The sequence below is a fragment of the Nitrospirota bacterium genome (assembly GCA_040755395.1).
Taxonomy (GTDB): domain Bacteria; phylum Nitrospirota; class Nitrospiria; order Nitrospirales; family Nitrospiraceae; genus DATLZU01.
In genome coordinates this window covers 140,714-167,646 of the sequence record JBFMAX010000004.1, presented here as the reverse complement: position 1 = coordinate 167,646, position 26,933 = coordinate 140,714, and the positions used below count along the sequence as shown (strand labels likewise).

The 26,933-nt window shown below is 62.5% G+C and carries 26 protein-coding genes and 1 tRNA gene; 7 read left to right on the top strand and 20 right to left on the bottom strand.

Annotation, left to right across the window (positions count from 1 at the left end):
- Positions 1–111: 111 nt before the first annotated feature.
- The 6 genes from AB1555_08845 to AB1555_08820 form a co-directional block, all read right to left on the bottom strand.
- Positions 112–1,863: a GspE/PulE family protein gene (locus tag AB1555_08845; protein ID MEW6246801.1), complete on the bottom strand. Its 1,752-nt coding sequence runs from the start codon at positions 1,861–1,863 to the stop codon at positions 112–114.
- Between the two features lie 160 nt (positions 1,864–2,023).
- Complete coding sequence (locus AB1555_08840; protein ID MEW6246800.1) at positions 2,024–3,490, bottom strand: PilX N-terminal domain-containing pilus assembly protein; 1,467 nt, start codon at positions 3,488–3,490, stop codon at positions 2,024–2,026.
- A gap of 12 nt (positions 3,491–3,502) precedes the next feature.
- Entirely contained in the window at positions 3,503–4,240 is a 738-nt protein-coding gene (locus AB1555_08835) for a hypothetical protein (protein ID MEW6246799.1), read from the bottom strand.
- Between the two features lie 34 nt (positions 4,241–4,274).
- Positions 4,275–4,808 (bottom strand): prepilin-type N-terminal cleavage/methylation domain-containing protein, encoded by a 534-nt coding sequence (locus tag AB1555_08830; GenBank protein ID MEW6246798.1) that lies wholly within the window; start codon positions 4,806–4,808, stop codon positions 4,275–4,277.
- Positions 4,805–5,281, bottom strand: coding sequence for a GspH/FimT family pseudopilin (locus AB1555_08825; GenBank protein ID MEW6246797.1), 477 nt, complete (start codon positions 5,279–5,281; stop codon positions 4,805–4,807). Before AB1555_08825 ends, AB1555_08830 begins: the two co-directional genes overlap by 4 nt.
- A gap of 319 nt (positions 5,282–5,600) precedes the next feature.
- Positions 5,601–6,383 (bottom strand): prepilin peptidase, encoded by a 783-nt coding sequence (locus tag AB1555_08820; GenBank protein ID MEW6246796.1) that lies wholly within the window; start codon positions 6,381–6,383, stop codon positions 5,601–5,603.
- A 226-nt stretch (positions 6,384–6,609) separates the two neighbouring features.
- Here AB1555_08820 and AB1555_08815 point away from each other — a divergent pair, with 226 nt between their 5' ends.
- Positions 6,610–6,891 carry a LuxR C-terminal-related transcriptional regulator gene (locus AB1555_08815; protein MEW6246795.1) on the top strand — a complete coding sequence of 94 codons (282 nt, stop codon included), beginning with the start codon at positions 6,610–6,612 and terminating at the stop codon, positions 6,889–6,891.
- Here AB1555_08815 and rlmB read toward each other — a convergent pair.
- From rlmB to alaC, 13 genes are all read right to left on the bottom strand, one after another.
- Entirely contained in the window at positions 6,878–7,630 is a 753-nt protein-coding gene (gene rlmB / locus AB1555_08810; protein MEW6246794.1) for a 23S rRNA (guanosine(2251)-2'-O)-methyltransferase RlmB, read from the bottom strand. The two genes, AB1555_08815 and rlmB, sit on opposite strands and share 14 nt — an antisense overlap.
- Positions 7,631–7,643: 13 nt before the next feature.
- A complete protein-coding gene (gene cysS / locus AB1555_08805) occupies positions 7,644–9,107 on the bottom strand; it encodes a cysteine--tRNA ligase (GenBank protein ID MEW6246793.1) in 1,464 nt (487 codons plus the stop codon).
- Positions 9,101–9,748: a DedA family protein gene (locus tag AB1555_08800; GenBank protein MEW6246792.1), complete on the bottom strand. Its 648-nt coding sequence runs from the start codon at positions 9,746–9,748 to the stop codon at positions 9,101–9,103. Before AB1555_08800 ends, cysS begins: the two co-directional genes overlap by 7 nt.
- 22 nt (positions 9,749–9,770) lie before the next feature.
- Entirely contained in the window at positions 9,771–10,556 is a 786-nt protein-coding gene (gene surE, locus AB1555_08795) for a 5'/3'-nucleotidase SurE (GenBank protein ID MEW6246791.1), read from the bottom strand.
- 137 nt (positions 10,557–10,693) lie between these two features.
- A tRNA-Pro gene (locus AB1555_08790) sits at positions 10,694–10,770 on the bottom strand.
- Positions 10,771–10,838: 68 nt separating this feature from the next.
- Entirely contained in the window at positions 10,839–11,189 is a 351-nt protein-coding gene (locus AB1555_08785) for a MerR family transcriptional regulator (GenBank protein ID MEW6246790.1), read from the bottom strand.
- Between the two features lie 42 nt (positions 11,190–11,231).
- The gene (locus tag AB1555_08780) at positions 11,232–11,507 is read right to left on the bottom strand and encodes an integration host factor subunit alpha (protein MEW6246789.1); all 276 of its coding nucleotides are present in this window, start codon (positions 11,505–11,507) and stop codon (positions 11,232–11,234) included.
- A gap of 130 nt (positions 11,508–11,637) precedes the next feature.
- Positions 11,638–13,320 carry a citramalate synthase gene (gene cimA / locus AB1555_08775; protein ID MEW6246788.1) on the bottom strand — a complete coding sequence of 561 codons (1,683 nt, stop codon included), beginning with the start codon at positions 13,318–13,320 and terminating at the stop codon, positions 11,638–11,640.
- Entirely contained in the window at positions 13,317–14,540 is a 1,224-nt protein-coding gene (locus AB1555_08770) for an aspartate kinase (protein MEW6246787.1), read from the bottom strand. The genes cimA and AB1555_08770 overlap by 4 nt, the downstream gene beginning before the upstream one ends.
- Before the next feature lie 9 nt (positions 14,541–14,549).
- On the bottom strand, positions 14,550–15,797 hold the full coding sequence (gene apgM, locus AB1555_08765; GenBank protein ID MEW6246786.1) for a 2,3-bisphosphoglycerate-independent phosphoglycerate mutase: 1,248 nt from the start codon (positions 15,795–15,797) through the stop codon (positions 14,550–14,552).
- Positions 15,798–15,813: 16 nt separating this feature from the next.
- Positions 15,814–16,872 (bottom strand): threonine synthase, encoded by a 1,059-nt coding sequence (thrC, locus tag AB1555_08760; GenBank protein ID MEW6246785.1) that lies wholly within the window; start codon positions 16,870–16,872, stop codon positions 15,814–15,816.
- Positions 16,873–16,922: 50 nt separating this feature from the next.
- Positions 16,923–18,236, bottom strand: coding sequence for a homoserine dehydrogenase (locus AB1555_08755; protein ID MEW6246784.1), 1,314 nt, complete (start codon positions 18,234–18,236; stop codon positions 16,923–16,925).
- Complete coding sequence (alaC, locus tag AB1555_08750; protein ID MEW6246783.1) at positions 18,233–19,423, bottom strand: alanine transaminase; 1,191 nt, start codon at positions 19,421–19,423, stop codon at positions 18,233–18,235. Before alaC ends, AB1555_08755 begins: the two co-directional genes overlap by 4 nt.
- Positions 19,424–19,717: 294 nt before the next feature.
- Between alaC and AB1555_08745 the strand changes: the two genes are divergently transcribed.
- From AB1555_08745 to mutS, 6 genes are all read left to right on the top strand, one after another.
- Positions 19,718–20,431: a pyridoxine 5'-phosphate synthase gene (locus AB1555_08745; protein MEW6246782.1), complete on the top strand. Its 714-nt coding sequence runs from the start codon at positions 19,718–19,720 to the stop codon at positions 20,429–20,431.
- A gap of 70 nt (positions 20,432–20,501) precedes the next feature.
- A complete protein-coding gene (locus AB1555_08740; GenBank protein ID MEW6246781.1) occupies positions 20,502–22,055 on the top strand; it encodes an NAD(P)H-hydrate dehydratase in 1,554 nt (517 codons plus the stop codon).
- Entirely contained in the window at positions 22,027–22,617 is a 591-nt protein-coding gene (gene tsaE / locus AB1555_08735) for a tRNA (adenosine(37)-N6)-threonylcarbamoyltransferase complex ATPase subunit type 1 TsaE (protein ID MEW6246780.1), read from the top strand. Before AB1555_08740 ends, tsaE begins: the two co-directional genes overlap by 29 nt.
- On the top strand, positions 22,614–23,159 hold the full coding sequence (locus AB1555_08730; GenBank protein ID MEW6246779.1) for an HIT domain-containing protein: 546 nt from the start codon (positions 22,614–22,616) through the stop codon (positions 23,157–23,159). The genes tsaE and AB1555_08730 overlap by 4 nt, the downstream gene beginning before the upstream one ends.
- On the top strand, positions 23,156–23,500 hold the full coding sequence (locus AB1555_08725) for a LapA family protein (protein MEW6246778.1): 345 nt from the start codon (positions 23,156–23,158) through the stop codon (positions 23,498–23,500). Before AB1555_08730 ends, AB1555_08725 begins: the two co-directional genes overlap by 4 nt.
- Positions 23,493–26,135 carry a DNA mismatch repair protein MutS gene (gene mutS / locus AB1555_08720; GenBank protein MEW6246777.1) on the top strand — a complete coding sequence of 881 codons (2,643 nt, stop codon included), beginning with the start codon at positions 23,493–23,495 and terminating at the stop codon, positions 26,133–26,135. Before AB1555_08725 ends, mutS begins: the two co-directional genes overlap by 8 nt.
- A gap of 79 nt (positions 26,136–26,214) precedes the next feature.
- Here the strand turns inward: mutS and AB1555_08715 are convergent, their stop codons facing one another.
- Complete coding sequence (locus tag AB1555_08715; GenBank protein ID MEW6246776.1) at positions 26,215–26,874, bottom strand: hypothetical protein; 660 nt, start codon at positions 26,872–26,874, stop codon at positions 26,215–26,217.
- Between the last annotated feature and the right edge of the window lie 59 nt (positions 26,875–26,933).

Genomic DNA, 26,933 nt, shown 5'->3' with positions numbered 1-26,933 from the left:
AGAGCTCGGACCTGAGTGGATGCGAATGCGACCGAAGATGAGCGAGGTGGCGCGGGACGCAGAGATGAAGGGCGCTTCTCGCGGCTTACCGGCAGGTTGACACAGACGACGTCATTTCAGGGCGACGGCTCTGACCTGTTTGAACGTCGTCATGCCTTTGAGCACTTTTTCAATCCCGTCCTGGACTAAAGTCGTCATCCCTTCCTTCATCGCAAGGGTCAGCATCTCATCGGTTCTGGCTCTCGATTGGATGAGATTCTTCATATCTTCCGAAGCACGCAGCAATTCATGCAGCGGCACGCGCCCCCTGAATCCGGTTCCGTTGCAGGCGTCACAGCCCCGCCCGCGATACAACCGGAACTCGTCGCTATACTCGACACCCAGCTTCGGCCAATGCTTCGCTCCATAACTCTGGACCAGTTCGTCATATTCGTACCTTGTCGGGTGATAGGCTTCCCGGCATTCCCCGCAGATGCGCTTACATAATCGCTTGGCCAGCACTCCCAGCATCGCATCGGCAAAGTTGAACGAGTCGCAGCCCAGGTCCAACAGGCGGGTCACGGTCTCCACCGCGCTGTTGGTGTGGAGCGTGCTCAACACCAAATGGCCGGTCAGCGACGCCTCGATTGCGATGTCGGCGGTTTCCTTATCACGCATTTCTCCGATCATGATCACATCCGGGTCGGCCCGTAGAAACGCCCGCATCGCAGCCGCGAAGGTGAAACCGATCTTGGGGTGGACTTGAACCTGACGCAGACCTTCTTGAGAGATTTCGATCGGATCCTCCGCCGTCCAAATCTTTCGCTCGTCGGTATTAATGTGACCCAGAATCGCGTGCAACGTCGTGGTCTTCCCGGAGCCCGTTGGTCCGACACACAAGATGATCCCATAGGGTTTCTCGGCCAACCCCTTGATGGCCGCGAGCGTCCCTGAAGAGAAGTCCATGGCTTCCAAAGGCATCGGTCCTTTGGCCGTAAGGAGGCGCATCACCACGTCTTCGTTGGAACCGGCCGTGGGTAGGGTCGCCACCCGCAACTCGATCTGCCGCTCCTTGTTGAGCTTAAACCGAATCTTACCGTCCTGCGGCTTCCGGCGTTCGGCGATGTCCAGATTGGCCATGATCTTGATGCGGGACACGACCGCACGTCGATAGGCGGGCGGGATCTTCATATACGTGAAGCAGGTCCCGTCTACCCGGAAGCGCACCGCCGTTTCCTTGTGATCGGAATACGGCTCGATGTGAATGTCGGAGGCACCCCGACGGTCGGCCTCAGCGATGATCTGGTTCGTCAGCCGAACGATCGCGCTGTCGTTTTCATCGATGACCGCAATGCCTGCATTCTCGCACTGCTCCACCTGCGCCTCGCTGATGAGTTCGACGAGGATATCGCTGATTGAACCGGTCGCCACGTGGTCTCTCGCGGCCAGGAGAAACTGCTCGATGTCCCGCTTGAGGCCGACCGCGAATCGGATAGTCAGACCGGGGAAGGCGCGCCTGATGTCCCAGATCTTGCCCATGTCGCGAGGGTTGTCGATCACCACCTCCAGCCAGTTGTTGTCCCGTCGCAACGGAATCCAATGATTCCTCTTGAGATAGTCGTGACTCAGATTCCTGAGCAACTCGGGATCCACGACTGTCCGGTCATCGTAAGGAATGTAGGGACATTGGTAGTACTCGCCCAATGACCTGCCGAGTTCCATTTTCGGCACATGATAGGCATCGAGTAAGAGCGTCTCCAGATCGATGGCGCGCCTTCGCGACTCTTCGATTGCAGCCTCGAGATCGGCGGACCTCAACAGGCCGTTGCGGAGCAGGTACTCGAACATTCCCGTTTCCACCGTCGACGCCTGTGGTTTCCACATGTTTCTCCCTTTCACAATCGATCGATCGCTGACAGCATTTCTCGAACATGCGGCATCGTGACGATTTCCGATTGTCGCGATCATGGATCACTCCTCATCCCTGAAGCATGGTCCCCGTCCATTCAGTCGCTCATATACTCGGTCGAGCACGCATCAATATTTATTTGAGTTGCCAAGTGCCAGCCGCCAGATAGACCAACGGAAGTCCGCGCACGAGCCCGCCGAGCAGATCGTGGTTGTACCAGACTTCGAGTGCGTTTCCTGTCCCTCCGGTTTCTCCGAGCGAACCGGCGGCGAGCACTGCGCCATAGACCCGCGGCCGGCCTTCGAATAGCAAGTTGCCGGCGGTGTACAACACCCCCTGGAGATGCACTCCGCTCAACTGAACCGGCACCCGAGTCGCCAAGGAAGAGAGCCCCTCGCGGGGCGGGCTAAGAGCCGGCACTGGCCGCCCCGGTCCGCGCGGCTTCCACGATACATGCGCATTGACCACGAACAGCCCTTCCGCATAGTCTGTTCCCACGGCGAGCATCCCCAAATTGTCGGCTCGCGGCGGCTGCTGGTCCACCGTATCGATGAACACAAGCCCGCGATGATCCCCGACGCCGCTGGCAGCAAACACCTCGTCCACGGTCACCCCGCGCCCCGGCTCGACGATGCCGTCGGCGTAGAGCAGGCCGTCCCGGTCTCTCGCGTAGTAACGCCCGTACAGCAGCGCGGCTTGCTTGAGGCTCTCATAGTCCCACTGATCCATACGTAATCCCGGAACAGGTTCCTGTCGCGGATGCACATTCGCGGGCATAGAGGCCCCAACCGCCGGAGTCGCGGTCACGAACAACGTCGCGCCGCCGATCCAGATATCGACCCATCTGTCTTCGCGGCGCGTCATCTCCGAATACGATTGACCCGTGACCGGCGCGAGGTCTGTTTTGAGCGGCACTGCGTCGAACGTCTTCCACCGGACATCCCCTCCCAGTTTCATGTCACCCCAATGGACCTCAACCGGCGCGGACGCGCCTCCGGGGGAGGTTGCGAGGAGACCGGCCGCCTGGACGGCCGCTCGGACGGCGGGAATGGTGCGGGTCCCCATCTGCACCGACACGGTTCTGGAGAGCCCTGATGATCCGGGCGAGACGGCCGCTGCCGTTGCTTCAACCGTACACAACAATCCAGGTCGAATCGGCCCATACACCTTGAGCTTCAGCACACGGCCCAGTCCTCGCAGCGAGCGAAACCACCCGGAGGTCGGCCCGTTTAACAGCGCATCCTGGGCTGGCTGCGTCGCGTCGAACAGCACATCCGGCTTCTCGGCGGTTCCCATAAATTGCGACCGCCCCTGCGCGTCGAAAAACGACGGGCCGCTTCCAGGCAGTTCGAATCGTTTCATAAACAGCGCGCCTACCGGTCCCTCCGGCGCAGAGCCGGGATCGTGGAACCACGCCATCACCTGATCCACTGCGGCCTCGGCCGCATGTTGCGCCGTCCTTTCCTCTCTCGTGGCGCCGGCGCTCTGAATCTCGATGCCGGCCAAATTCACGGACGTCAGCCCCAGCACGGAGAGGATGAGGAGTGCCAGCAAGACTCCCAATAACGCGATGCCCCGTTCGTTCACCGATCCGCAGTTCATGATTGACCTCCCTTACCCACGAAGTCCGATGTCATGGGTCACGATCGCTCGCCCGCGACCGACCGCCACTTCCACACGAACCCGGGCCACGCGGTCCAGCGCGTGGGCGGGCCTGCCCTCCCGATCGAAATACTTCAGCTCGAAATGCGCGACATCGCCGATCAGCGTGCCGGCGCCGCCGTCCACCATACGCATGACCCGGGCCGCGCCGCGCTCGTCCCGTCCGAGGTAGTAGCGCACATCGTTGGAGACGGAGACGACGCTGCCCGGCGGGAAGAACTGTCCCAGCGGAGCGGCGAGCGTCAGCCTGGCGCGCTGACCGTCCTTGGCCAGTCGCCCTTCGGCGCACCGTTCCGCCGCACACACTACGATACGCTTTCCCTTGGGCCAGTCGGTTCCGTCACCGACCGGCAGCTCCTGCTGGCCCGCCATGACCGGCTGAGCCAACGTCGTGACATAGCCTCCGAGGTTCGCCGCAAACTCGACTTCCTGAGAGTCGGCTTTGCGCACAGTTCGGTCGGCGGGAGAGAAGCCGGATCCGGCCATGCGGAGTTCGCTGCCCATGACCTCCAGTCCCAGACGAAGATCCTGATGGCGGGCGATGGTGTCCTGTTGGGCATGGAACCGTGATTGGCAGTGCTTGAGTGTCTGCAGCACGGCCGAGAGGACGACCGCACCGGCCACCAAGCCGATCAACAATTCGAGCAGCGTCGTTCCTTGTTCATCTCCCAGCCGCCTCGCCATCATCATGATGCTCCCTCTGTTCACGTGCTCGGGAAACGTTCTATCGCAGACCGACGAACCGCGGATTCGCCCGCACCGTGCCGAGCCGCACTTCTCGGCGTTGACCGCTCGCCGACGGATAGTCGGCTCGAACGTGGATCACAACCGATCCGACATACGCAAGAGGACCGGGATGGTCCATCGCAACCGTCCAGACGAGACGGATCTCCTTGTGATCAGAACTCGCCGTGTAGACCCGATCGCCCGCGATCTCGTCCGGCTCAACCCCGTCATCGCGCATGGTCGCATCGGGCAGACCATCCGCATCCCAATCCTCCGTGAGGAGCAGATTCCACGCCACCGCCCGCTTGACCTCCAACTTGGACTCCGCCAATGCCAGCGCGCGTGTCCGTGTGACTCCCTCACGAAGCCCGCGATCGGCCCATTCAAAGGTCGTCATGGCGCCCAGCAATCCAATGGAGAGAATCACCATGGCGATCATAACTTCGATGAGGCTGAATCCCCTCCGGACATCCTCCGCCAGGGCGGCAGAGCGGAATGGCTTCGATTGAAATCGGACACCCGCCGTGCTCATGACAGGGCGACCCTCCCCGTGATGCCGACAGTGATCGACCGTCGCTCGCCCGATCGACCACGCAGCACGATCGTGGTGGGAGAGGCGGAGCGCCCGCTGGGATGAAACAGGATTTGTGTGCCGCCGCTGAGTCCCTCGACCACCGTTCCCTTGCCGCCGTACTGATACGCGCGAAGCCGATGGCCGGAGACGTCAGCCCGTTCGGTTCTCATGCTCGCGCTCCCCAGATCGAACACCACTCGAACCCGTTCCCGGCGTCCGATCGCAAGCTGGCGGGCAAACCGCAGCTCGGCCGCGATCTCCGTCATCACCGCCTTCTCCTGTTGTCGTGCGGCCAAAGCCAGGAAACTTTCTCCCCCCCAGACGGTCGCCAGACCAATGATGGCGACCACCACCAGCAACTCCGTGAGGCTGGCTCCCGCTTCCCGGACTAAGCCTTTTTGAAGGAGCGCGTCGGAAGGCATGTCTCGCATGATCGAAGCCTCTTTCTTTTATTCGCTCGCCACCATCGGCCGCAGGATTTTCCAAAAGCCGTGCCGCGCCCACCGACAACCGAAACGGACAAAAGCATCCCGATGGTCGAAACCGTTCATGCGCGGTTCGCCGCACGGGAAGCGGGAAATGCGCGGTGAGCGTTATGAGAGGCGTGCAGCGGGTAGGAATAATCTGACAACGGACCGGGAGGTGACTGTCATAGTTCGGATACAGGCCGATGCCGGATTAGATACAGCTTGAACCGATGATCAAGGGACATATGCGGAGAGAAGCGTCGACGAAAGGGTCCCGGCGAGATCATTCAGGCGGAGCGACCAAGTTGAAATACCATTCGAGCAGTGGCTCATGGAAAAAGAGGGACAGGACGGCGCCAAGCGCCAGAAAGGGACCGAAGGGGATGTATTCATCTTTCTTGATCACGTTGAGGGAGATCAGACCCACCCCCACGACAGACCCGACCGACGCGCCGATCATGACCGTCAACAGGGTCGCCTTCCATCCCAGAAAGGCGCCGATCATGGCCAGGAGCTTGATGTCGCCTCTCCCCATGCCTTCCTTCCCGAAGAGGTAGGGGCTGACCCAAGCCAAGAGCCACAACAGTCCCCCGCCGACCAATACACCCAAAACCGAGTTGACCAACCCCACCGGCAGGATCGTGGTCGCGCAGAGCAGTCCGATCGGAATACCGGGGATGGTGACGGCGTTGGGAATAATTTGGTGGGTGAAGTCGGTGCCGGTCACGACGAGCAGCGCGGAAAAGAGGACCGCGTACACCGCCGACGGCCATCCGACACCGAAATGCCAGAAGATGACGCCGTACCCGACCGCATTCGCGGCCTCGATGAGCGGATAGCGGAATGAAATCGGCGCGCCGCAGGCCCGGCACTTTCCTCGCAGCGCGAGGAAGCTCAGAATCGGGATATTGTCATACCACGCAATCGGCCGAGAGCACGACGGGCAACGGGACGAGGGCCAGACGATCGACTCCCCCCGCGGAAGTCGGTAAATGCACACGTTGAGGAAGCTGCCGATGAGCGCTCCGAAAACGCCGATGACCATATACAGAGGGATCGAAACCATGGAGTCAATCCCGGTTTGTCTGCCTAAGCAGAGTCAGGCAGGCATGGTTGTCTTAGCGATCACACCTAGAGCAAAATTTCTCAGACAGAAAATACTTGCATTTGCCCTAGCGATCCAGGTTATTTATACATTCGGAAGCCTTCTCCGCCCATGCGGTGCTTTGTGGCCGCAGAGACTTGAGAACCTCATACAGTCTTGTGATGAACCAAGAAGGAGAACCTGACATATGCCAAAGGTGAAAGTCAGTCCTCGAAACCGTGCTCGGAAAGCAACGTTGGAGCTCGTTCCGCCCAGACGTAAGCGGCCGGAAGCCCTTACCAGCCGGGAACAAGAAATCCTTGAATTGATCTGGTCGGGGTTCAAGAATAAGGAAATCGCCCAACGGCTGAAGATCAGCGTCAAAACTGTGGAGGCGCACCGGGCCAATATGATGAAGAAGGTCCGGGTGTCGAACACCGCGCAGTTGCTCAAGGCGGCGATCCAGGGGGGAATGATCAAGATCCGCTAGCCTCGGCGGCGACGGGAGCGGCCCCGGAGCGCTGCCGGACCACTTCAAACAGCGTCACGGCCGCGGCGGCGGAGACGTTGAGGGAGTTGACCCGGCCGTGCATCGGAATCTTCGCCCGGTCGTCGCATTTGTCTAACACTCCCGGGCGGATCCCTCTTCCCTCTCCTCCCAGCACCACCGCAATGGGTCCCCGAAAGTCGAGCGCTGTGTAGGGTTTAGGCGCTCTCGGGTCGAGTCCGTACACCCACAATCCGGCGGCCTGCAATTCCTCGATCAGACGCGACAGGTTCTGCGCACGACCGACTCTGACATGATCGAGCGCTCCGGCCGACGCCCTGGCCACTGCTCCCGTGAGCCCCGCCGAGCGCCGATCCGGCACAAAGACCCCGTGCACGCCGGCGGCGTCGGCCGACCGGAGCACCGCGCCCAAATTCTGCGGATCTTCCACGCCGTCCAGGATGACCACGAACGGCGGCTCGTTGCGCGCGCGGGCGCAGCCCAGGATCTCGTCCGTCTCGGCATAGGCTTTGGCTGCGATCACGCCGATGACGCCCTGGTGCCGCCCCTCGTGCACCAGTCGATCCAGCGCCGGCCGAGGTTCCACATGAACGGGAACTTGCTTGGCGCGAGCGAGCTGCACGATCTCGGCGAACTGCCGATCTTGGCGGAGCACCAAAATCCGCTGGAACGGCCGAGCGCCGGCCTGCAGCGCTTCCCGGACCACATGCAGCCCGTAGATGATGTCCGCGGACTCACCGCTTCCAGCGGGTCGTGCCGTCTGGCCGGTCTTCCAGGATGATCCCCCGGGCCGCCAGCGATTTCCTGATTTCATCCGCTTTCGCAAAATCTTTTTTCTTCCGCGCCTCGTTCCGTTCGGCGATCAACCGTCCGATTTCCGTATCCTCGAGCGATGGGCTCGGAGCTTCCCGCTCCGCAAACGAAATCCCTCCTCGCGTCGCAAACTCCCACTCCTTGACGCCCAATTGGAACAGACTCAACACCTGTCCCAAGGACCGGAAGGTTTCACGGACCTGCGCTCGATGCGCCCGGGACAGCCCTGTTTTCAGCAACTGGTTGGCGGTCGACCGGAACTGTTGAAAAGCCGCCAGCGCGGCCGGTGTATTGAAGTCATCGTCCATGGCTTCACGGAACGCGTGTTGGAGCTCGTGCAGAGCTGGGGACAGCTTGTCGGCCACACCGCCCTCGGCCGGGGACTCCTCCTCAAGCCTGAGGAAGAGATCGTAGAAGGCATCCAGAGCCCGTTTCGCTTCCTGCAAGGCTTGATCGGAAAAATCGAGCGGGCTGCGATAATGGGTGGAGAGAAAAAAATACCGCAACACTTCCGCGGTGACCGGCTCCCGATATCCCCACTTTTCGAAGACTTCCCGGATCGTGAAGAAGTTTCCCAGCGACTTGGACATCTTCTCCCGATTGACCTGCACGAACCCGTTGTGCACCCAGTAACGCGCGAACTCTTTGCCGGTGGCGGCGCAGGACTGGGCGATCTCGTTTTCATGATGGGGGAAGATCAGGTCCGCCCCACCCCCGTGAATATCGAACGTCTCGCCCAGGTGTTTCATCGACATCACCGAGCATTCGATGTGCCAGCCCGGCCGGCCCGGGCCCCAGGGGCTGTCCCAGGAAGGCTCGCCCGGCTTGGCCGCCTTCCAAAGGACGAAATCCATCGGATGCCGCTTCCGTTCGTCCACTTCGACGCGGGCGCCGGCCTGCATGTCCTCCAGCTTGCGCTTGGACAGCAGCCCGTAGGCCGGAAACTTCTCCACCTGGAAATAGACGTCGCCGTTGACCCGATACGCGACGCCGTTTCGGATCAATGTCTGCACCAACTCGATGATGTCGGCCATGTGCTCCGTCGCCTTGGGCTCGACCGTCGCGCAGCCGATCCCCAGACGTCCCATGTCACGATAGTAGGCGTCGATGTAGCGGGCCGTCACCGCCTGCCAGGGAATTCCGAGTTCGTTGGCGCGATTGATGATCTTGTCGTCCACGTCGGTGAAATTTTTCACGAAGGTGACCGCCAGCCCTCGATACTCCAGATACCGGCGGATCACCTCGAACACGAGCGCGCTCCGGGCATGCCCCAGATGGCACTCGTCATACACCGTAACGCCGCAGACGTACATCCGCACCGAGCCCGCGACGAGCGGCTCGAAGGGTTCCTTCCGGCCGGACAGGGTGTTGTAGATCTTCAGCACGAAGGAGGCCCCGATTTCAGATCAGCGCGGCGACGCCGCGGCCAATGCGACCATACAAAATAGGCGAGAACGATCAGGAGAAGCAACCCGATCACGACGTCTATCCGGTGAAAGTGCTCGCGCAACTGGCCCCATCGCTCGCCCAGCTTCAGACCGAGATAGGCCAAGGCATAACACCACGGCAGGGCGCCGACAAAGGTAAACACGACGAAGCGGACGACATTCATGCGAGCCACGCCGGCCGGCAGCGAGATGAAGGTCCGCACAACCGGCAACAGACGGCTCAGAAACACCGCCGCTTCGCCGTATCGGGCGAACCAGCGGTCCGCCAGGTCGAGGTCCTTCCGCGAGATGAGCAGATACGGACCGTACCGTTCCACGAACGGCCGCCCGCCCCAGACGCCGGCGTAGTAGGCCGCGAGGGACCCCACCACGTTGCCGAGCGCGCCGGCCAGCGTCACGCCGAGCATGGAAAACCGGCCGGTCGACGTGAGGTATCCGGAAAACGGCATGATGATCTCGCTCGGCAACGGGATGCACGCGCTCTCGATCGCCATGGTCAGCAGAATGCCGGCGTAGCCGCATTTCGAGATCGTCGCGATGATGAACCGGCTGAGTTCCGCGATGATGTGTTCGAGCAGCGAGACCAAGAAACGATCGTCCTTACCGGCGGCCGCGCGCGTGCGATGCAGGCCTGTTGTTTCCGATCAGCACTTCCCAATTCCGCAGCCGCTCCAGCACCCCGTAGTGCGTGATATCGAGGTGGATCGGCGTGATCGACACCATCCCCTGCCGGATCGCCTCGTGGTCGGAATCCTTCTGCCGACTCCAGGCGATACGCGTGCCGGCGATCCAATAATATTTCCGTCCGTGCGGGTCGACTTTCTCGACGATCGGGTTCTCGAATCGCCGGCGGCTCAGACAGGTGACCCGCACGCCCTTGATGGCGCTCAAGGGTCGGTCGGGGATGTTCACGTTGAGCATCGTCTCCTCCGGCAGGCCGTACTCGAGCGCCAAACGGGCGACCCGCTCGGCGTACCGCGCCCCAACGTCGAATCGGAATCGGTCGCCGCCTTCCTGAGAGACCGCAATCGACGGCACGCCGAGAATGGTCCCTTCCAGCGCCGCTGAGACCGTCCCGGAATAGGTCACGTCGTCGCCGAGATTGACGCCCTTGTTGATGCCCGAGACCACCAAACCCGGCGGTTTCGGCAGCACCACCTTGAGCGCTAAGTTCACGCAATCGGTCGGCGTCCCGTTCACCGCAAAGATCCGCTTGCCCAGCGTGGTCAGCCGAAGCGGTTTGTGCAGAGTCAGGGCGTGCCCGACCGCCGTTCGTTCCCGATCGGGAGCGACGACCCACACGGTGCCGAGCGCCCGCATGGCTTCGGCCAACGCGTGCAAACCCGGCGACGCCACACCGTCGTCGTTGGTTATCAGGATGTTCATGGACGGCGCAAAGCAATAAAAAAAGCTGCGCGGGGCAGCTTTCATAACCGTGAGGGGTAAGGCGTGAGAGGTGAGGAGATGCTGAGCTTGTCTTCCCTTACCCCTTACCCCTTACCCCTCACACTTCACCGCTTATTTGGTCGGGGCGAGCCGATTTGAACGGCCGACCACTCGCACCCCAAACGAGTGCGCTACCGGGCTGCGCCACGCCCCGACCGTGTTTTCCTCTTTCGATCGCCTGGAGAACCGACGCCGTTCGCCGATCTCGGCGAAGACGACGCATCAGCCCGGGTGAGACTCCAGGATGCGCAGGATCGCTTGGAGGTCTCCCCGTACCCGTTGCGCAAGCTCCCTCGGTCGAATCTGCCTGTGTGCATGGCGGCCACGACGCGCCCAGTACCGTTTCACCCCGGCGATCGTATGCCCCTCTTCGTACAGCATACGCTTGATTTCCAAAATCGTCTCGATATCGCGCTGGACGTACAGACGTTGGTTGCCTCGACTCTTCTTGGGCTTGAGAAAGCTGAATTCGGATTCCCAAAACCGCAACACGTAGGCCGGAAGTTTCGTGATGTGGCTGACTTCTCCGATCTTGTAGAAGACCTTGCTCCCCAGTCTGGGTTCACTCCCCATGACCGACCCTCGCGACTGGATCGCCGGCGTGTGCGAAGAGATTTACGAATTGACGTACTTCTTGAAAACCTGGCTGGGGCGGAAGGTGACCACCCGGCGCGGCGTGATACCGATCTCTTCCCCGGTGCGCGGATTGCGTCCTTTCCGGGCCCCTTTACTGCGGACCACGAAATTCCCGAACCCCGCAATCTTGACCGATTCTCCTTTTTGCAAGACCGACTTGAGCAGGTTCAGGATGAGTTCGACGATGTCCGCGGCCTCATTCTTGGACACTCCCACCTGTTTGTAGATCTCATTGGCGATATCAGCCTTTCTCATGCCGCCCCTCCTGACAACCTGCTTGCCAGTTCCTGTCCCGTCGCTCCGGCGAACCCCTTAGCCCTAACACGATTTTTCCATAAATTACGTGAGGTTATCAGCCGTGTCAAGGAGTTTTCTCGGACCCTGATCATGAATGCGGAGCGTCGCTCCCACGGAAGCGTTCCTTTTGGAGTAACTTGTATTCGATGCTGTCGGCCAAGGCCTGCCAACTCGCTTCCATAATGTTGTCCGACACTCCGACCGTTCCCCATTTGTCTTTGTGGTCGCCCGATTCGATCAACACGCGCACTTTCGATTCGGTGCCCTTGTTGGCCGTGAGGACACGGACCTTGTAATCCAGAAGCCTGACCTCGCGGAGCTGAGGGTAGAATTTCTCCAGCGCCTTGCGGAGCGCATGATCCAGCGCGTTCACAGGGCCTGCGCCCACCGCAGCCGTATGCTCGACCGCCTCGCCGACCTTGACCATCACGGTCGCTTCCGAGACCGGCGCGCCGGTCTCGTCTTTCTTTTCCACGATCACCCGGAACCCGAGCAGTTGGAACGACGGCTTATGGGTGCCCATGGCTTTGCGCATGAGCAGTTCGAAAGACCCTTCGGCCCCTTCGAACTGATAGCCTTGGCTCTCGCGCTCCTTGAGCGTGTTGACCAATTCTTGCAGCTTGTGGTGATTCTTATTCAGTTTGATGCCGTACGCCTCCACTTTCTCCAACAAGCCGCTTCGGCCGGCATAGTCGGACACCAGCATGCGTTGGCGGTTCCCGACCCGTTCGGGGATGACATGCTCGTAGGTGGCTGGATTCTTGAGGACCGCGTGGATGTGCACGCCGCCCTTGTGCGCGAAGGCCGAATCCCCGACATAGGGCTGATGCTTGTTGGGCATGAGGTTGGCGATCTCGGTCACGAACCCGGACACCTGCTTCAGATGGGCCAGCCGTTCGCCGAGCAACGGCCGTCCCATCTTCAGCTCCAGGTTCGGCACGATCGAACAGAGATTGGCGTTGCCGCACCGTTCGCCGATGCCGTTGATCGTCCCCTGCACCTGAACGATGCCGGTTTCAACCGCTACCAGCGAGTTGGCGACGGCCATCTCGCAATCGTTATGCGCGTGAATGCCGAGCGGTACGGCGATCTCCCGCCGCACCGTTTCGCAGATCCTGCGGATCTCCCACGGCATGGTCCCGCCGTTCGTGTCGCACAGGACGATCCGCTCCGCGCCCGCTTCCACCGCCTTCCGCAGCGTCTCCACCGCATAGTCCGGATTGGCCTTGTACCCGTCGAAGAAATGCTCCGCGTCGTAGAAAACCCTCCGCCCTTTGGAACGGAGATAGTGGATCGAGTCGCCGATGATCTCCAGATTCTTGGCCAAGGAAATCCCGAGCGCATCCGTCACGTGCAACCCCCAGCTCTTGCCGAAGAGCGTAATCGTCGATGTCTCCGCGGCAAGCAACGCCTGGATATTGGGGTCTTTCTGGACCGGATTACTGGCCTTCCTCGTCGAGCCGAAGGCGACGACCGTCGCGTGTCTCAGCGGAATGGTCTTGATGATCCGGAAGAACTCGATATCCTTGGGATTGGCGCCCGGCCATCCTCCTTCGATGTACTGCACGCCCAACTCATCCAGCTTCTGCGCCACGCGGACCTTGTCTTCGGCCGAGAAGCTCACATCCTCGGCCTGTGCACCGTCGCGCAGAGTCGTATCGTAGATCTCCAACGAAGGCGAGAGGCTAGCGCCGTGAGGCGCGGGGGTAGGAAGAGCTTCCCCCCTCTCGCCCCTCGCCCCTCGCCTCGCGCCCTTTTGCTTGCATGTCATGACGGCACCCGATCCAATCCGAAGGCGGCGTGCAAGGCCCGCATGGCGAGCTCGAGATATTTCTCATCGATCACGCAGGAGATTTTGATCTCCGAGGTGCTGATCATCATGATGTTCACGCCCTCCCGAGCCAGTACGTGGAACATCTTGGCCGCGACGCCGGAATGCGACCGCATCCCCACACCCACCAGCGACACCTTGGCGATGGCCTCGGTCACGGTCACCGACTTGGCGTCGATCTCCTTCGCGACGCGCTGCACGAGACTGACCGCTTTCCCCAGATCGACTCGCGGCACGGTGAACGAAATGTCCGTGAGCGAGGCCTGGCTCACGTTCTGGATGATCATGTCGACCACGATGTTGGCCTCCGCCACCGGCCCGAAAATGCGCGCCGCGATGCCCGGCTTGTCGGGAACCCCGACGATCGTGATCTTCGCCTGGTTGCGATCGCCGGTGACTCCGGAGACCGCCACGCCCTCCATGTCCGCATCTTCAGTCGTCACGAGCGTTCCCTTTCCTTCGGTAAAACTGGATCGGACCTCGACCGGCACCCCATACTTTGCGGCGAACTCCACCGAACGGCTCTGCAGCACCTTTGCGCCCAGGCTCGCCAGTTCCAGCATTTCCTCATACGAGATCTTGTCGATGCGTCTGGCGGCCGGCACGATGTTCGGATCGGCGGTATAGACTCCGTCCACGTCGGTGAAAATGATGCACCGGTCGGCTTTGAGCGCGGCCGCCAAGGCGACCGCCGTCAGATCCGATCCGCCCCGACCCAGCGTCGTCACGTCGGACTGCTCGTTGATCCCCTGAAACCCTGCCACGACCGGGATGACGCCTTCGGCCAGCGCGGCTTTGATCCGCTCGGCCGTCACGCGGGCGATGCGGGCCTTGGTGTGAGAGCTGTCGGTCAGAATCCCGACCTGTCTGCCGGTAAAGGACCGGGCGTTGAGCCCTCGCCCCCGCAGGTCCATCGCCAACAGCGCGATCGTGACTCGCTCGCCGGTGGACAGGAGCATATCCAGTTCGCGCTCGTCCGGCGAGGGCGTGACCTCGTGCGCCAATCGCAGGAGCCGATCGGTCTCGCCGCTCATGGCGGAGAGGACCACCACCACCCGGTGCCCGTCCCGGTGATCACGGGCGACACGGTCGGCGACACGATGGATTCGTTCGATGCTCCCGACCGACGTGCCGCCGTATTTCTGGACGATCAACGCCATGGCCCGTTCCTAACCGCGAGGGAACAACTTGGCGATCAACCTGGTGGCTTCGCGCGGAGGCGCGTCGCTGGAGTGGGCGTCCGTTTCGCTGAACCGCCGCGCGCCCGAGGCGGCCCTCGGTGTCGGCCCCTCCGAGAACGTATACAGCGCCGACGGGGCCATGGTCTTGTCGCTCCCCGTCACGGCCCGGTCCGAAACCAGCAGAACCCGGTAGGGTCCCCATTGCGACAGGCCGCTCAACACGGTCCCCACCACGTGTTTGTCGAACTCCTCGATCACCCGCAGCTTCGCTTTGGGATCGCCGCCGTATAGGACTTCATCGGGGATCGCCGAATGGACATACACCAGGTCTTTTCGGGCCAGCTCGCGAAGCGCTGCCTCGCCGAACGCCGTCAACGCCGGGCCGTCGGCTCCGCGTGAAACCACCGGTTCCACCGCCTCCAAGCCGGCGCAGATCCCGATCCCCCGATGCAGATCGCTCGAGGCGACGACGGCGCCCGAGACCCGGAACCGTTCCGTCAGGCTCGGCCAGGCGTGCGGGCGCCCGGGCCCCCACAGCCACAGACAGTTGGCCGGTTTCAACCCCGCTTCCCGCCGCTCGTCGTTGACGGGATGATCCCGGAGAATAATGAGGGCGGCTTCCATCAATTTCCGCAGGATATCCGCCCCGTCGCCAGTCGGCAGATAGTCGCCGATCGGACGGCCGACCGCTTGACGCGGATCCACACAGGTCGAGCGGGCCTTGCCTCCGACCCACACCATCAGGTGCCGATGGCCGATGCCGGGGTAAAACTGAATGGTCTCGGAGCCGAGTTGTTCATTGACCGCGTCGATCAGCTCGCGCGCCTGCTCCGTTTCGATGTAGCCGGCGGTCGCATCGTCCAGGATCACATGCGGGCCGAACTTCTTGATATCGGCCGTCGTCGACCGCCCGCCCGGTGTAGCTTCCGCGCGCAACGTGACCATGGTGCAACGGAACACGACATCATGCTCGCCGACGGTCACGCCAAGGCTGGCCGCCTCCAGCGGCGCCGGACCCGGATAATACTTGCGTGGGTCATAGCCCAGGATTGACACGCCCGTTACGTCGCTGCCGACTACCGGCCCGTCGAACGGAACGGTCACCAGCCCCAATTCTCCCTCTTGGGCCAATCGGTCCATGTTCGGAGTGGAAGCCGCCTGTAGGGGGGTTTTCCCGCCCAGTTCCTGATAGGGACCGTCGCTCATTCCGCTCGCGTGGAGAATCACGTATTTCATCGGGTCACGGTCCGGGTTAAACCTTCAACAGACGGGCCACATCGTCGCGGCTGGCTTTCACAGTCAGCGGCTGTCTCGACACGCCGATCGCCGTATCGGCGTCCTTCAACCCGTGGCCGGTCAACGTACACACCACCGTTTCGCTTTCACGCAGCGAACCAGCCCGGCTCAACTTGATGACCCCGGCCACCGAGGCGGCTGAAGCCGGTTCGCAAAAGACGCCGGCTTCCGCCGCGACCAGCGAATAGGCCCGCAGGATCTCCTCATCGGTGACCATGTCGATCAGGCCGGAGGATTCCCGCACCGCCTCGAGCGCGGAGGCCCAGCTGGCCGGATTGCCTATCCGGATCGCGGTCGCGATCGTCTGCGGCTCCTCCACCACCCGGCCGAGCACGATAGGTGCGGCCCCCGCCGCCTGAAACCCGATCATGCGCGGGACACGGGTGCACTGGTTGGCCGCGCGGTACTCCTTGTAGCCGCGCCAGTAGGCGGTGATGTTGCCCGCGTTGCCCACCGGCAAGACATGGACGCTCGGCGCATCGCCGAGTTGATCGCAGACTTCCATCGCGGCGGTCTTTTGGCCTTCGATCCGAAAGGGATTGATCGAGTTCACCAGCTCGATCTTGTAGGTGGCGGCCAGTTCCTTGACGATGGCCAACGCCTGGTCGAAATTTCCTTCAATCTGAATCACCGTCGCCCGGTGCATCATGGCCTGAGAGAGCTTGCCGAGCGCGATCTTGCCAGCCGGAATCAAGACGTAGACCGCCAGGCCGGCGCAAGCCCCATAGGCGGCGGCCGAGGCCGACGTGTTGCCCGTGGAGGCACAGATCACCGCCCGGGCTCCGGACTCCAGAGCCTTGGAAATCGCCATCGTCATCCCGCGGTCCTTGAACGACCCGGTCGGATTGGCTCCTTCGAACTTCAGATAGAGTTCGACGCCTGGCGCGATTTTCTTCCCTAGGCGCGCGGCATGAATAAGGGGCGTGTTGCCCTCGCCTAAGGTCACCACCGGCGTCTGATCGGACACCGGGAGAAACTTGCGATACTCGTTGATGACGCCGCGCCAGCGTGTCATAGGAAAGAAAATCGGTCAGTGACCGCGTCGAATCCGGTGGGGGACCTGCCTCATTCGTCATGCCCCTCAACGCGGATCAAGGTGGTGGGTTGAGAGATGAACGCCATCCGGTCGATCTCACGGAGGGCAGCCTGCACGTCTCGCTCGGTCGCCGTATGCGTCATGATCACGACCGGCACCGTTTGCCCTTCTTTGCGGCCCTGTTGCAGCACGGACGAAATGCTGATGCCATACCGCCCCAGGACGCCCGAAATCTGCGATAAGACCCCGGGCTTATCGAGCACCATAAATCGCATGTAGTACAACGAGCGGATCTCTTCGATCGGGCGGACGCGAAGCGGCCGCCGCTGATCCTGCCGGAACGAAGCCGGTGGCACCCGTCCGGTGGCGCCCGACAGCAGATTGCGGGCGATCGCGATGACGTCGCTCGCGACGGCGCTGCCGGTCGGCAGCGATCCGGCGCCCTGGCCGTAGAGGACGACGTCGTTGACCGCATCCCCGACCAATTGGATCGCGTTATAGACTCCCTCGACCTGCGCGATCGGCGAGGTCGACGGAATCATCGTCGGATGGACGCGGGCCTCGATTTCCCCGTCCAGAAATTTCGCGATGGCGAGCAGCTTGATTGCGAATCCGAACTCCTTCGCATAGGTGATATCCAGCGGCGTCAGCTTGGTGATCCCTTCCGTATAGATGTCCTTGAAGTTGACCGGCGTCCCATAGGCCAGGCTGACCATGATCGCCAGCTTGTGTGCCGAGTCGATCCCGGCCACATCGAACGTCGGGTCCGCCTCGGCATAGCCGGCCCGCTTGGCTTCTTCCAGCACCTCGGCAAATCCATGCCCCTCCTTGGTCATGCGGCTCAGGATATAGTTGGACGTCCCGTTGATGATGCCGTAGACCGAGAGAATCGTGTCGGCGGCCAGTCCTTCGACCAACGCGCGGATCACCGGGATCCCTCCGCCGACGCTGGCTTCGAAACCCAGATCGACCTGATGCCTGGCCGCGGCCTCGAAAATCTCTTCGCCATGGACGGCCAGCAACGCCTTGTTCGCCGTGACCACCGACTTGCCTTTCGCCATCGCATCGAGGATCACCCGTTTGGCCGCGTCATAGCCTCCGATCAACTCGATGACAATATCGACCGCAGGATCGTCGATAACCTGTTTCGCATCGGTCGTCAACATGCCGTCCGGCAACGCGATGCCGCGGTCCCGCGCGATGTCGAGGTCCGCGACGCGCACCAAGTCGATGGGCACGCCGACCCGCCGCCGAATAAGGGCGGCATGGCTCATGAGGATCCGGGCAACCCCCGTTCCGACCGTGCCGAAGCCGATCAAGCCTACTCCGATGCGCGATGTCATCGTTCGCTTCCGTCCAGCTTCAACACTTTCCGGATCCCCCTGATCGCCTGTCTGGTCCGGTGCTCGTTCTCGACGAGGGCGAACCGCACGTAGTCGTCTCCGCCCTCGCCGAAGCCGATGCCGGGAGACACGGCGACCTTCGCGTCTTTCAGGAGGAGCTTGGAAAATTCCAGCGACCCCATACCCCGGTAGGGCTGCGGGATACGGGCCCAGACGAACATCGTGGCGCGCGGCTTATCAACTGGCCATCCGATCCGGTTCAGCCCGCCCACGAGGACGTTCCGCCGCTTCTGATACAACTGCACCGTCTCCCTCACGCAATCCTGCGGGCCGTTCAATGCGATGATGCCGGCGATCTGAATCGGCTGGAAAATGCCGTAATCCAGATAGCTCTTGATCTTGGCCAGCGCCCCCACCACCTCGCGATTGCCGACGCAGAAACCGACCCGCCATCCCGGCATGTTGTAGCTCTTGGACAGCGTATAGAACTCCACGCCGATATCCTTGGCTTCCGGCACCTGCAGCAGGCTGGGCGCCCTATAGCCGTCGAAGACGATATCGGCGTAGGCTAGATCGTGGATCACGATGACGCCGTGCTCTTTGGCAAAGGCCACCACTTTCTTGAAAAATTCCAGGTCGACCACCGCCGTCGTGGGATTGTGCGGAAAATTGATCACGAGGATGCGGGGACGAGGGAACGTCTGCCGATAGACCCGAAGCAGGTCCTCAAAGAAATCGCTGTCTTGCCGCAGTTCGATACCCCGCACTTCGCCGCCCGCGATGATGAAGCTGTACATATGAATCGGGTAAGTCGGCGTGGGCGTAAGGACCACGTCGCCCGGTCCGATCATCGCCAGCGCGAGGTGGGCAAGCCCTTCCTTCGAGCCGATGGTGACGATCGCCTCGGTTTCAGGATCCAGCTCGACGTCATAGTTGCGCCGATACCAGTTGGTGATCGCATGGCGCAGTTTGGTAATGCCGCGCGATGCGGAATACCGGTGGTTCTTCGCCTTCTTGGCCGCCTCGACCAGTTTATCGACGATGTGGCCTGGCGTCGGCTGGTCCGGATTTCCCATGCCGAAGTCGATGATGTCTTCGCCCCTGCGGCGGGCTTCCAGCTTCAGGGCCTGAACCTGCGCGAACACGTAAGGAGGAAGCCGTTTGATCCGGTAGAATCCCTCCAGCACGAAAGCTCCTTCACCAGACGCGGGTCGGGGACGGGTTGACAGGACTGGGCTTCTCTTGGGTCTAAAAGGTGGCCTATTCTAATCGACCGGAACGATTTCAGTCAATTTTCGCCGATACTTGCAAGCTGTCGCCGGGACGAGCGATGGGACTCCTGGCCTCGTTCCGCCAGACCCGGCCGCCGGTCCTTGCTCGCCCCTGAGGTTTCTGTAATAATGCGCTAACTTTGCACAAACTCACAGAGATTTCTGAACTCGGCGCATCGGACGTTCCGTTCATCGCGGTGGAGGGACGACGTGGCGAGACTCGGCGTCAACATCGATCATGTGGCAACCCTGCGACAGGCGCGGGGCGGCGTCGAGCCGGACCCCATCGCCGCGGCCGTGCTGGTGGAACTGGCCGGCGCCGACGGGCTGGTCGTTCACCTTCGTGAAGACCGCCGACACATTCAAGACCGTGACTTGACTCAGCTCCGGGAGGTCGTCCAGACCAAGCTCGACCTGGAAATCGCGGCCGATGAATCCATGGCGAAAACGGCGCTCAGCGTCAAGCCGCACTTGGTGACCCTGGTGCCGGAACGGCGGCAGGAGCTGACGACCGAAGGAGGCCTGGATGTGGCCGGCCAGCGGGACAAAATCCAGAAAATCATCGAACTGCTCCACGACGGCGGCATTCCGGTCAGCCTCTTCATCGAGCCGGACCTCGCTCAGGTCAAGGCCGCGCATAAGGTAGCGGCCGATTACGTGGAATTGCATACCGGTCGCTACGCCAACGCGAAGCGCGCGAAAGAGGAGCAGCTCGAGGTCGAGGCCCTGTCGCAAGCCGCCAAGTTGGCCTACAAACTCGGGATGGGAGTCAACGCCGGCCACGGACTGAACTACCGGAACGTGAAACGGCTGACCCATATCCAGGAGATCGTCGAGTACAACATCGGCCACAGCATCATTGCCAGAGCCGTCCTGGTCGGACTCGAACGGGCCGTGCGCGAGATGAAACAGCTCCTCTCGTAATCCGGCGAAAGTGCCGTGGCGAGTGAGGAGGGATCGGGTTTCAAGCCGATTGCCTCACCCCCTGCCCCCGATGAAGATCGTCACCGCCGAACAGATGCAAGCCTTGGATCGCCGAACCATCCTGGAGGCCGGCGTGCCCAGCCTGACGTTGATGGAACGAGCCGGTGCCGGCGTGGTCAGCAACATGGAAGACGTGTTCGGCCGCTTGAGCGGGAAGACCGTCACAATCGTCTGCGGGAAAGGCAACAACGGGGGGGATGGGTTGGTCGTCGCGCGCCTGCTGACGAAGAAGCGGGCGCGGGTTCGAGTGTTTCTGCTGACGGGGGAGAAGGACCTCTCCCGCGACGCACGGACCATGTATCGCCGCCTTGTCCAGACGGCCGGGAAGTCCGCCGTGCGCACGCTGGGGTCCATCGAGCAACTCAAATCCCCGCTCGCTGAAAGCGAGGTGGTCGTCGACGCGTTGCTCGGGACCGGCCTTTCCGCGCCGGTCACTGGGAGCTATCGGGAAGCCATCGAGACGATTAACGAGGCCCAACGGCCGACGGTGGCGGTGGATTTGCCCTCGGGAATCCACGCCGACACAGGCTCCGTGCTCGGCGCCGCCGTCCGCGCGACTCTCACCGTCACATTCGGGCTGCCGAAACTGGGCCTGTACGTGGGACCCGGCATCGACCATGCGGGACAGGTGCGGATCGTCGACATCGGCATTCCGTCTTCGTACACCGAAGAGGTCGAGAGCCGCCTCTCGCTTCTGACCGAAGCCTTGATTCGTGGCGTCCTTCCCCGCCGTCCGCCGTCCTCGCACAAGGGCACATTCGGCCATGCCGCGATCATCGCCGGATCGGTCGGCAAAACCGGAGCCGCGGCGATGGCCGCCAAGGCCGCCTTGCGGGTGGGGGCCGGCCTGGTGACGGTGGCGACGCCGTCGAGCGTGAACGACACGCTGGAAGCCAAGTTGCTGGAAGCCATGACCGTGCCCATGCCGGAGACCAAGGCACGGACGCTGGCGCGATCCGGCCTCGACCGGCTATTGACGTTCATCAGCGCCAGGACTGCGGTCGCCGTCGGACCCGGGCTGACAATTCATCCGGAAACGGTCGAACTGGTCCAGACCCTGATCAGGCAGATGGACAAACCCGCCGTGCTGGACGCCGACGCCCTGAACGCCCTGGCCGGGAAGGCCTCTTTATTGAGGGAATGCAAGACGCCGCCGATTCTCACGCCGCACCCCGGCGAAATGGCCAGGCTGGAAGCGGAGGCGACGCCGCAATCAGTGAACGCGGATCGTATCGGCATCGCCAGTCGATTCGCCGCCCAGCGGGGCGTGGTCCTGGTGCTGAAAGGAGCCAGGACCGTCGTGGCCAGACCGGACGGCGCGGTCGCCATCTGCCCGACCGGCAACCCGGGCATGGCCACGGCCGGGACCGGCGATGTGCTCACCGGCATGATCGTCGGCTTGCTGGCCCAGGGCCTCAAGCAGTGGGACGCCGCTTGCGCCGCCACCTTTCTCCACGGTCTGGCGGGAGACATCGCGGCCGCCCGACTGGGTGTCGCCGGCATGATCGCCGGAGATGTCATCGATCAGATTCCCCATGCCCTCGTCCAAGTTTCACAACGCTAAGCATTCGGTCCTGTCCCCACGACGCGTGACGAGCGCGGCGCAGGCAACCTCGTTCGGAGACGGCCTCCGGTTTTTGTCCGCTTCCGTTACGGACACGGATCGCTTCGGTCGGGTGATCGGCCGGGCCCTGCGCGGGGGCGAGGTGATCGGCCTGTACGGGGACCTCGGAACCGGGAAGACGACGCTGGTCCGCGGGATCGCGGCGGGAATTCGCGCAGCAGCCCGCCTGGTCAGCAGCCCGACCTTCGTGCTGATTCACGAATATCACGGCCGGCTGCTTCTCGCCCATGCGGACCTGTACCGCATCGAGTCTCAGGATGACGTCGCGCAGACCGGGCTCTCGGACTATCTGGACGGCGAAACGGTCGCGGTGGTCGAATGGGCGGAGCGCGCCGGCTCGGAATTGCCGGACGATAGGCTGGAGATCCGCCTAACCCACAGAGGACGGGCGACCAGAGCGCTGCACCTGAGCGCGACCGGCCCGATCTCGGGGGAGCTGTTGAGGAGAATCCGTCCCGCTGCGGAAAAGCTCCGCGTCCGGTCGAGGAGTCGAACCGGATGAAGGTGCTGTGGGCGCCTTGGCGAATGGCGTACATCCGGCAATCGCCGAAGCCCACCCGGTGCATCTTCTGCGCCAAGGCGAGGGCTTCGCAAGACCGGGCGAATTTGCTGCTTCACCGGGGCCGGTACGGATTCGTCATGATGAACCTATTTCCTTATAACAGCGGGCATCTGCTGGTGGCCCCTTACGCCCATGTCGACAGCACCGAACGGCTGTCGGACGAGAGCGCGCTGGACCTGATGCGGCTCACCAACCTCAGCCTCCGTGTCTTGCGGGCCCAGATCAAACCCGACGGGTTCAATGTCGGGGTGAACCTGGGACGGGTGAGCGGCGCCGGCGTGGAAGGACATGTCCATCTGCATATCGTGCCCCGCTGGAACGGCGATACGAACTTCATGCCGTTGTTCTCGGAGACCAGGGTCATGCCGGAACATTTGGACGCCACCTATCGCAAGCTCAAAGCCGGCTTCACGGCCGCTCTGGCGGGGCGGAGCGGGCACCGGTCCGCCCCGCGCAGGCGGACCGGAAAGCGTCGGTCATGATCAGGCTCGTTCTCGTCGGCATCCTATTGCTGCTCTCCCTGGCGTTTTTTCTCCAGAACCAGGAACAGGAGGTCACGCTTCGCTATTTCTTCGGATTCCGCTCCGCCTCGACGCCGATTTATAAACCCATTTTGGGCGCCTTCGCGACCGGGTTGCTGGTCGCCGGCATCCTACTGTTCCCCGCCTGGGTGCGAGGACGGATCGAGCTGAGGCGGAAAACCAAAGCGCTCCAGGAGGCCGAGGTGGATCTGGAACGGCTCCGCCAGTCGCTGGACAAGGCCCTGCACAAAACCTCCGGACAAACGGCCCCCGAATTTCTCGAGGAACGTTCCGATGAGTGACGCCGACCTGACCCCGCTCATGCGGCAATATCGAGAAATCAAACGCGGCTACCGCGATGCGATTCTGTTCTTCCGCGTCGGTGACTTCTATGAAATGTTTTACGAGGACGCGGAGGAGGCCTCGCGGCTGTTGTCGATCGCGTTGACGTCCAGGGACAGAGCCAGCGCCAATCCGGTCCCGCTCTGCGGGGTGCCTTACCATGCCGCGACCGGCTATATCGCCAAGCTTCTGAAGGCGGGACGGACGGTCGCCCTCTGCGACCAGGTGGAAGACCCCAAGCTTGCCAAAGGTCTCGTGCGACGCGAGGTGGTGCGCCTGTATACGCCGGGCACGCTGATCGATACGGAACTCCTGCCGCCTACCGAGTCCAATTTTCTCGCGGCGGTTGCGACCCCGTCACGCCGCTCCGCGCAGGCCGCCGCCTCCTCGTTCGGCCTCGCCGCGCTCGATCTCTCGACCGGGGAATTCTGGGCGATGGAGTTCCACGGCGATCGGGCCGCCGCGATCCTGATCGATGAACTCTCGCGCTTGGAGCCGAAGGAGTTGCTGTATCCCGAAGAGCCTCCGTCGGACGTGGCAACATGGGTGGGGCGACTCAAGGGACCGCGCCTGTGCGCCCAGCCCCCCGCCCGCTTTGACCTGCAAGAGGCCCGGCGGCTGCTCCAGCACCAATTCGGCGTCTGTTCGTTGGAGGGATTCGGGTGCGCGTCCATGACACTGGGGATTCAGGCCGCCGGCGCCGCGTTGCGCTACCTGCGCGAGACCCAACCGTCGGCATGTCTGGAACACATCCGTCGCCTCCAGGTGCGCCGGGTCGGCCAGGACATGCACCTAGACAGCGTGACCGTTCAGAACCTCGAGCTGGTTCGGCCGATGACCGGAGGAGAGCGGCGCGGAGAGACGACGCTGCTTGCGGTTCTGGATCGGACCGTCACGGCGATGGGCAGCCGCTTGATGCGGGACTGGATTCTGAAGCCGTTGCTCTCGTGCGACGCGATCGACGCCCGGCTGGACGCGGTCGCCGAACTGAAGGACGCCTTCCAGGCCCGCGTCGCCGTCCGGGCCGCCCTACGAAGCGTGCAAGACCTCAGCCGCCTCAGCAGCAGGATCTCACTCGGCGCGGCGGGCCCCCGAGAGTTGTTGGCTCTGAAGCAGTCCGTCGCGGCGCTGCCCGAACTCCGTCGGCATCTGTCCCGGCTCTCGGCTCCGCTCATCCGCGATCTCGTCCGCTCGTGGGACGACGCCGGCGATCTGCACGACCTGATCGAGCGCGAGATTCAGCCCGATGCGCCGGTCATGTGGCGCGACGGCGGCATCTTCAAGGACGGCGTTCACCCCCAGGTCGACGAGCTGCGCAAGGCCGGCAAGGAAGGGAAAACCTGGATCGCCGGATTGGAGGCGCAGGAGCGCCGACGCACCGGCATCGACTCGCTCAAGGTCCGCTACAACCAGGTCTTCGGCTATTACATCGAAGTCACGAAGGCCAATCTCTCGCGCGTGCCCGATTCCTATATCCGCAAGCAGACATTGGTGAACGCCGAACGCTTCATGACGCCCGAGCTGAAGGAGTTGGAGGAGCGGGTTACCGGCGCGGAGAGCAAGGTCAAAGCCCTCGAGCAGGAACTCTTCGAGCGCCTTCGGGCGCAGTTGGCCCGTGAGACACCCCGCCTGCAGGCCATCGCCGCCGCGCTCGCGCTGGTCGACGTGCTGGCCGCCCTCGCGGAGACCGCCGCGCTCAACCGCTACGTCCGCCCGATCGTCGATGAGGGAGAAACGATTCGCATCGTCGAGGGGCGCCATCCGGTCGTGGAACGGCTGGAGATCGACGGCGGGTTCGTGCCGAACGACACGCTGCTCGATCTGGAGACCAATCGGCTCCTGATCCTCACCGGCCCGAACATGGCCGGCAAGAGCACCTACCTGCGGCAGGTGGCGTTGATCGTGCTGATGGCGCAAATGGGCAGCTTTGTGCCGGCCACGGAGGCGAAGATCGGCGTGGTCGATCGCATCTTTACGCGCGTCGGCGCTTCGGACAATCTGGCCGGAGGACAGAGCACGTTCATGGTGGAAATGATCGAGACCGCCAATATTCTCAATTCCGCGACCCGCCGCAGCCTGATCCTGTTGGACGAGATCGGACGCGGCACCAGCACCTATGACGGGCTCAGTATCGCCTGGGCCGTCGCCGAATACATCCATGACCGGCGTCGACTCGGCGCGAGGACCTTGTTCGCCACGCATTATCACGAGATGACGCAACTCACGAATCAGCGAGAGGGGGTCAGGAACTACCGCGTGGACGTACAGGAACGGGATGGAGACGTGCTCTTCTTGCGCAAGATCGTGGCCGGCGGGGCGGACCGCAGCTACGGCATCCACGTCGCCAAGCTGGCGGGACTTCCTTCGGATGTGATCGACCGAGCCCGGGAAGTCCTGGCGCAACTGGAACGGCCGACGGCGACCGCCGTCGGCACGAGCCCCGACCCCGACGCCTCGTCGGAGACAGGACGCCTGCCCCGGCCGCATCCTCTTATCGAGGAAGTCCGACAGATGGATCTGTTTTCAATGACCCCGTTGGACGCCTTGAACCGCCTGGCCGATCTGCAGCGACGGCTTCAGGAGAAAACGGAGTAGACTCGCGCCGCGCCCACCACGCGAAAAAAAGGCGGCACCCCCGATTCGGGATGCCGCCTCTTCCCACAATACTCTCGCGTTATTTTCCTTGGTTATAAGGTGCCGTCCACGGAATCAATCCGGCGAGCGGCTTCTTGTCAGGGCTCAGTACGTCATACTGCATCGCAACCGCTGCCTCGCCCTTCGGAGCAGTCGTCAACCCCTGCTTCGCCTTGTAGCAGGCCGGGTCAAATTCGTTCTTCCCCTGGCACTCCTTCAGCCGCAGGGCGGTGATGCTGAGTGTCTTACCCGGCATACCGGCAACTTCCGGAAGTTCCTTGACCGACTGAATCACCCGATGGTTCTGCTCGACTTCCTGGGCGACGAACTCGACCAAAGCCGTCTTGCTTGCCGGCGGCACTTCCTTGGCGGCAGCCGGACCCGCGTGCGGGCGCGCCAATCCTTTCAGCTTCTCCCACACCTCTTTGTTCGCGGCGTAGAATTTCAGGGTCTTGCCCGGATGAATCTTCTGCCAGAAATATCCGCTCTCGGCGTTGCCGCCGAACACCGCGATATTGATCCACACCGCCTCATCGTACGGGTCCAGGATAATGACTCGTCCCTGGAGGGTCGTCGGCTTACTCATATCCCCCCATTCAAACCGCTCCTGGAATGCCTCGATCGCGAGAGCGGTCGACGCCGCACCGACCACCAAGGCCAACGCAGCCATGAAGGCCCAGCCTCTCTTATGAAGCTTCATGATCGCATCCCTCCTTCAACGCAGGCTATGAACGATAAAAACTCATCTCCCAAAAAAGT

Coding starts and splice junctions, on each gene's coding strand:
- AB1555_08755 (MEW6246784.1), bottom strand. CDS start 18,236: ATGACATCGCGCATCGGAGTAGGCTTGATCGGCTTCGGCACGGTCGGA.
- AB1555_08845 (MEW6246801.1), bottom strand. CDS start 1,863: ATGTGGAAACCACAGGCGTCGACGGTGGAAACGGGAATGTTCGAGTAC.
- cimA (MEW6246788.1), bottom strand. CDS start 13,320: ATGACATGCAAGCAAAAGGGCGCGAGGCGAGGGGCGAGGGGCGAGAGG.
- AB1555_08825 (MEW6246797.1), bottom strand. CDS start 5,281: ATGCGAGACATGCCTTCCGACGCGCTCCTTCAAAAAGGCTTAGTCCGG.
- AB1555_08785 (MEW6246790.1), bottom strand. CDS start 11,189: ATGGGGAGTGAACCCAGACTGGGGAGCAAGGTCTTCTACAAGATCGGA.
- thrC (MEW6246785.1), bottom strand. CDS start 16,872: ATGACACGCTGGCGCGGCGTCATCAACGAGTATCGCAAGTTTCTCCCG.
- AB1555_08770 (MEW6246787.1), bottom strand. CDS start 14,540: ATGGCGTTGATCGTCCAGAAATACGGCGGCACGTCGGTCGGGAGCATC.
- AB1555_08820 (MEW6246796.1), bottom strand. CDS start 6,383: ATGGTTTCGATCCCTCTGTATATGGTCATCGGCGTTTTCGGAGCGCTC.
- mutS (MEW6246777.1), top strand. CDS start 23,493: ATGAGTGACGCCGACCTGACCCCGCTCATGCGGCAATATCGAGAAATC.
- surE (MEW6246791.1), bottom strand. CDS start 10,556: ATGAACATCCTGATAACCAACGACGACGGTGTGGCGTCGCCGGGTTTG.
- AB1555_08840 (MEW6246800.1), bottom strand. CDS start 3,490: ATGAACTGCGGATCGGTGAACGAACGGGGCATCGCGTTATTGGGAGTC.
- AB1555_08715 (MEW6246776.1), bottom strand. CDS start 26,874: ATGAAGCTTCATAAGAGAGGCTGGGCCTTCATGGCTGCGTTGGCCTTG.
- AB1555_08830 (MEW6246798.1), bottom strand. CDS start 4,808: ATGAGCACGGCGGGTGTCCGATTTCAATCGAAGCCATTCCGCTCTGCC.
- AB1555_08740 (MEW6246781.1), top strand. CDS start 20,502: ATGAAGATCGTCACCGCCGAACAGATGCAAGCCTTGGATCGCCGAACC.
- AB1555_08815 (MEW6246795.1), top strand. CDS start 6,610: ATGCCAAAGGTGAAAGTCAGTCCTCGAAACCGTGCTCGGAAAGCAACG.
- AB1555_08780 (MEW6246789.1), bottom strand. CDS start 11,507: ATGAGAAAGGCTGATATCGCCAATGAGATCTACAAACAGGTGGGAGTG.
- AB1555_08730 (MEW6246779.1), top strand. CDS start 22,614: ATGAAGGTGCTGTGGGCGCCTTGGCGAATGGCGTACATCCGGCAATCG.
- AB1555_08835 (MEW6246799.1), bottom strand. CDS start 4,240: ATGATGATGGCGAGGCGGCTGGGAGATGAACAAGGAACGACGCTGCTC.
- AB1555_08725 (MEW6246778.1), top strand. CDS start 23,156: ATGATCAGGCTCGTTCTCGTCGGCATCCTATTGCTGCTCTCCCTGGCG.
- apgM (MEW6246786.1), bottom strand. CDS start 15,797: ATGAAATACGTGATTCTCCACGCGAGCGGAATGAGCGACGGTCCCTAT.
- tsaE (MEW6246780.1), top strand. CDS start 22,027: ATGCCCTCGTCCAAGTTTCACAACGCTAAGCATTCGGTCCTGTCCCCA.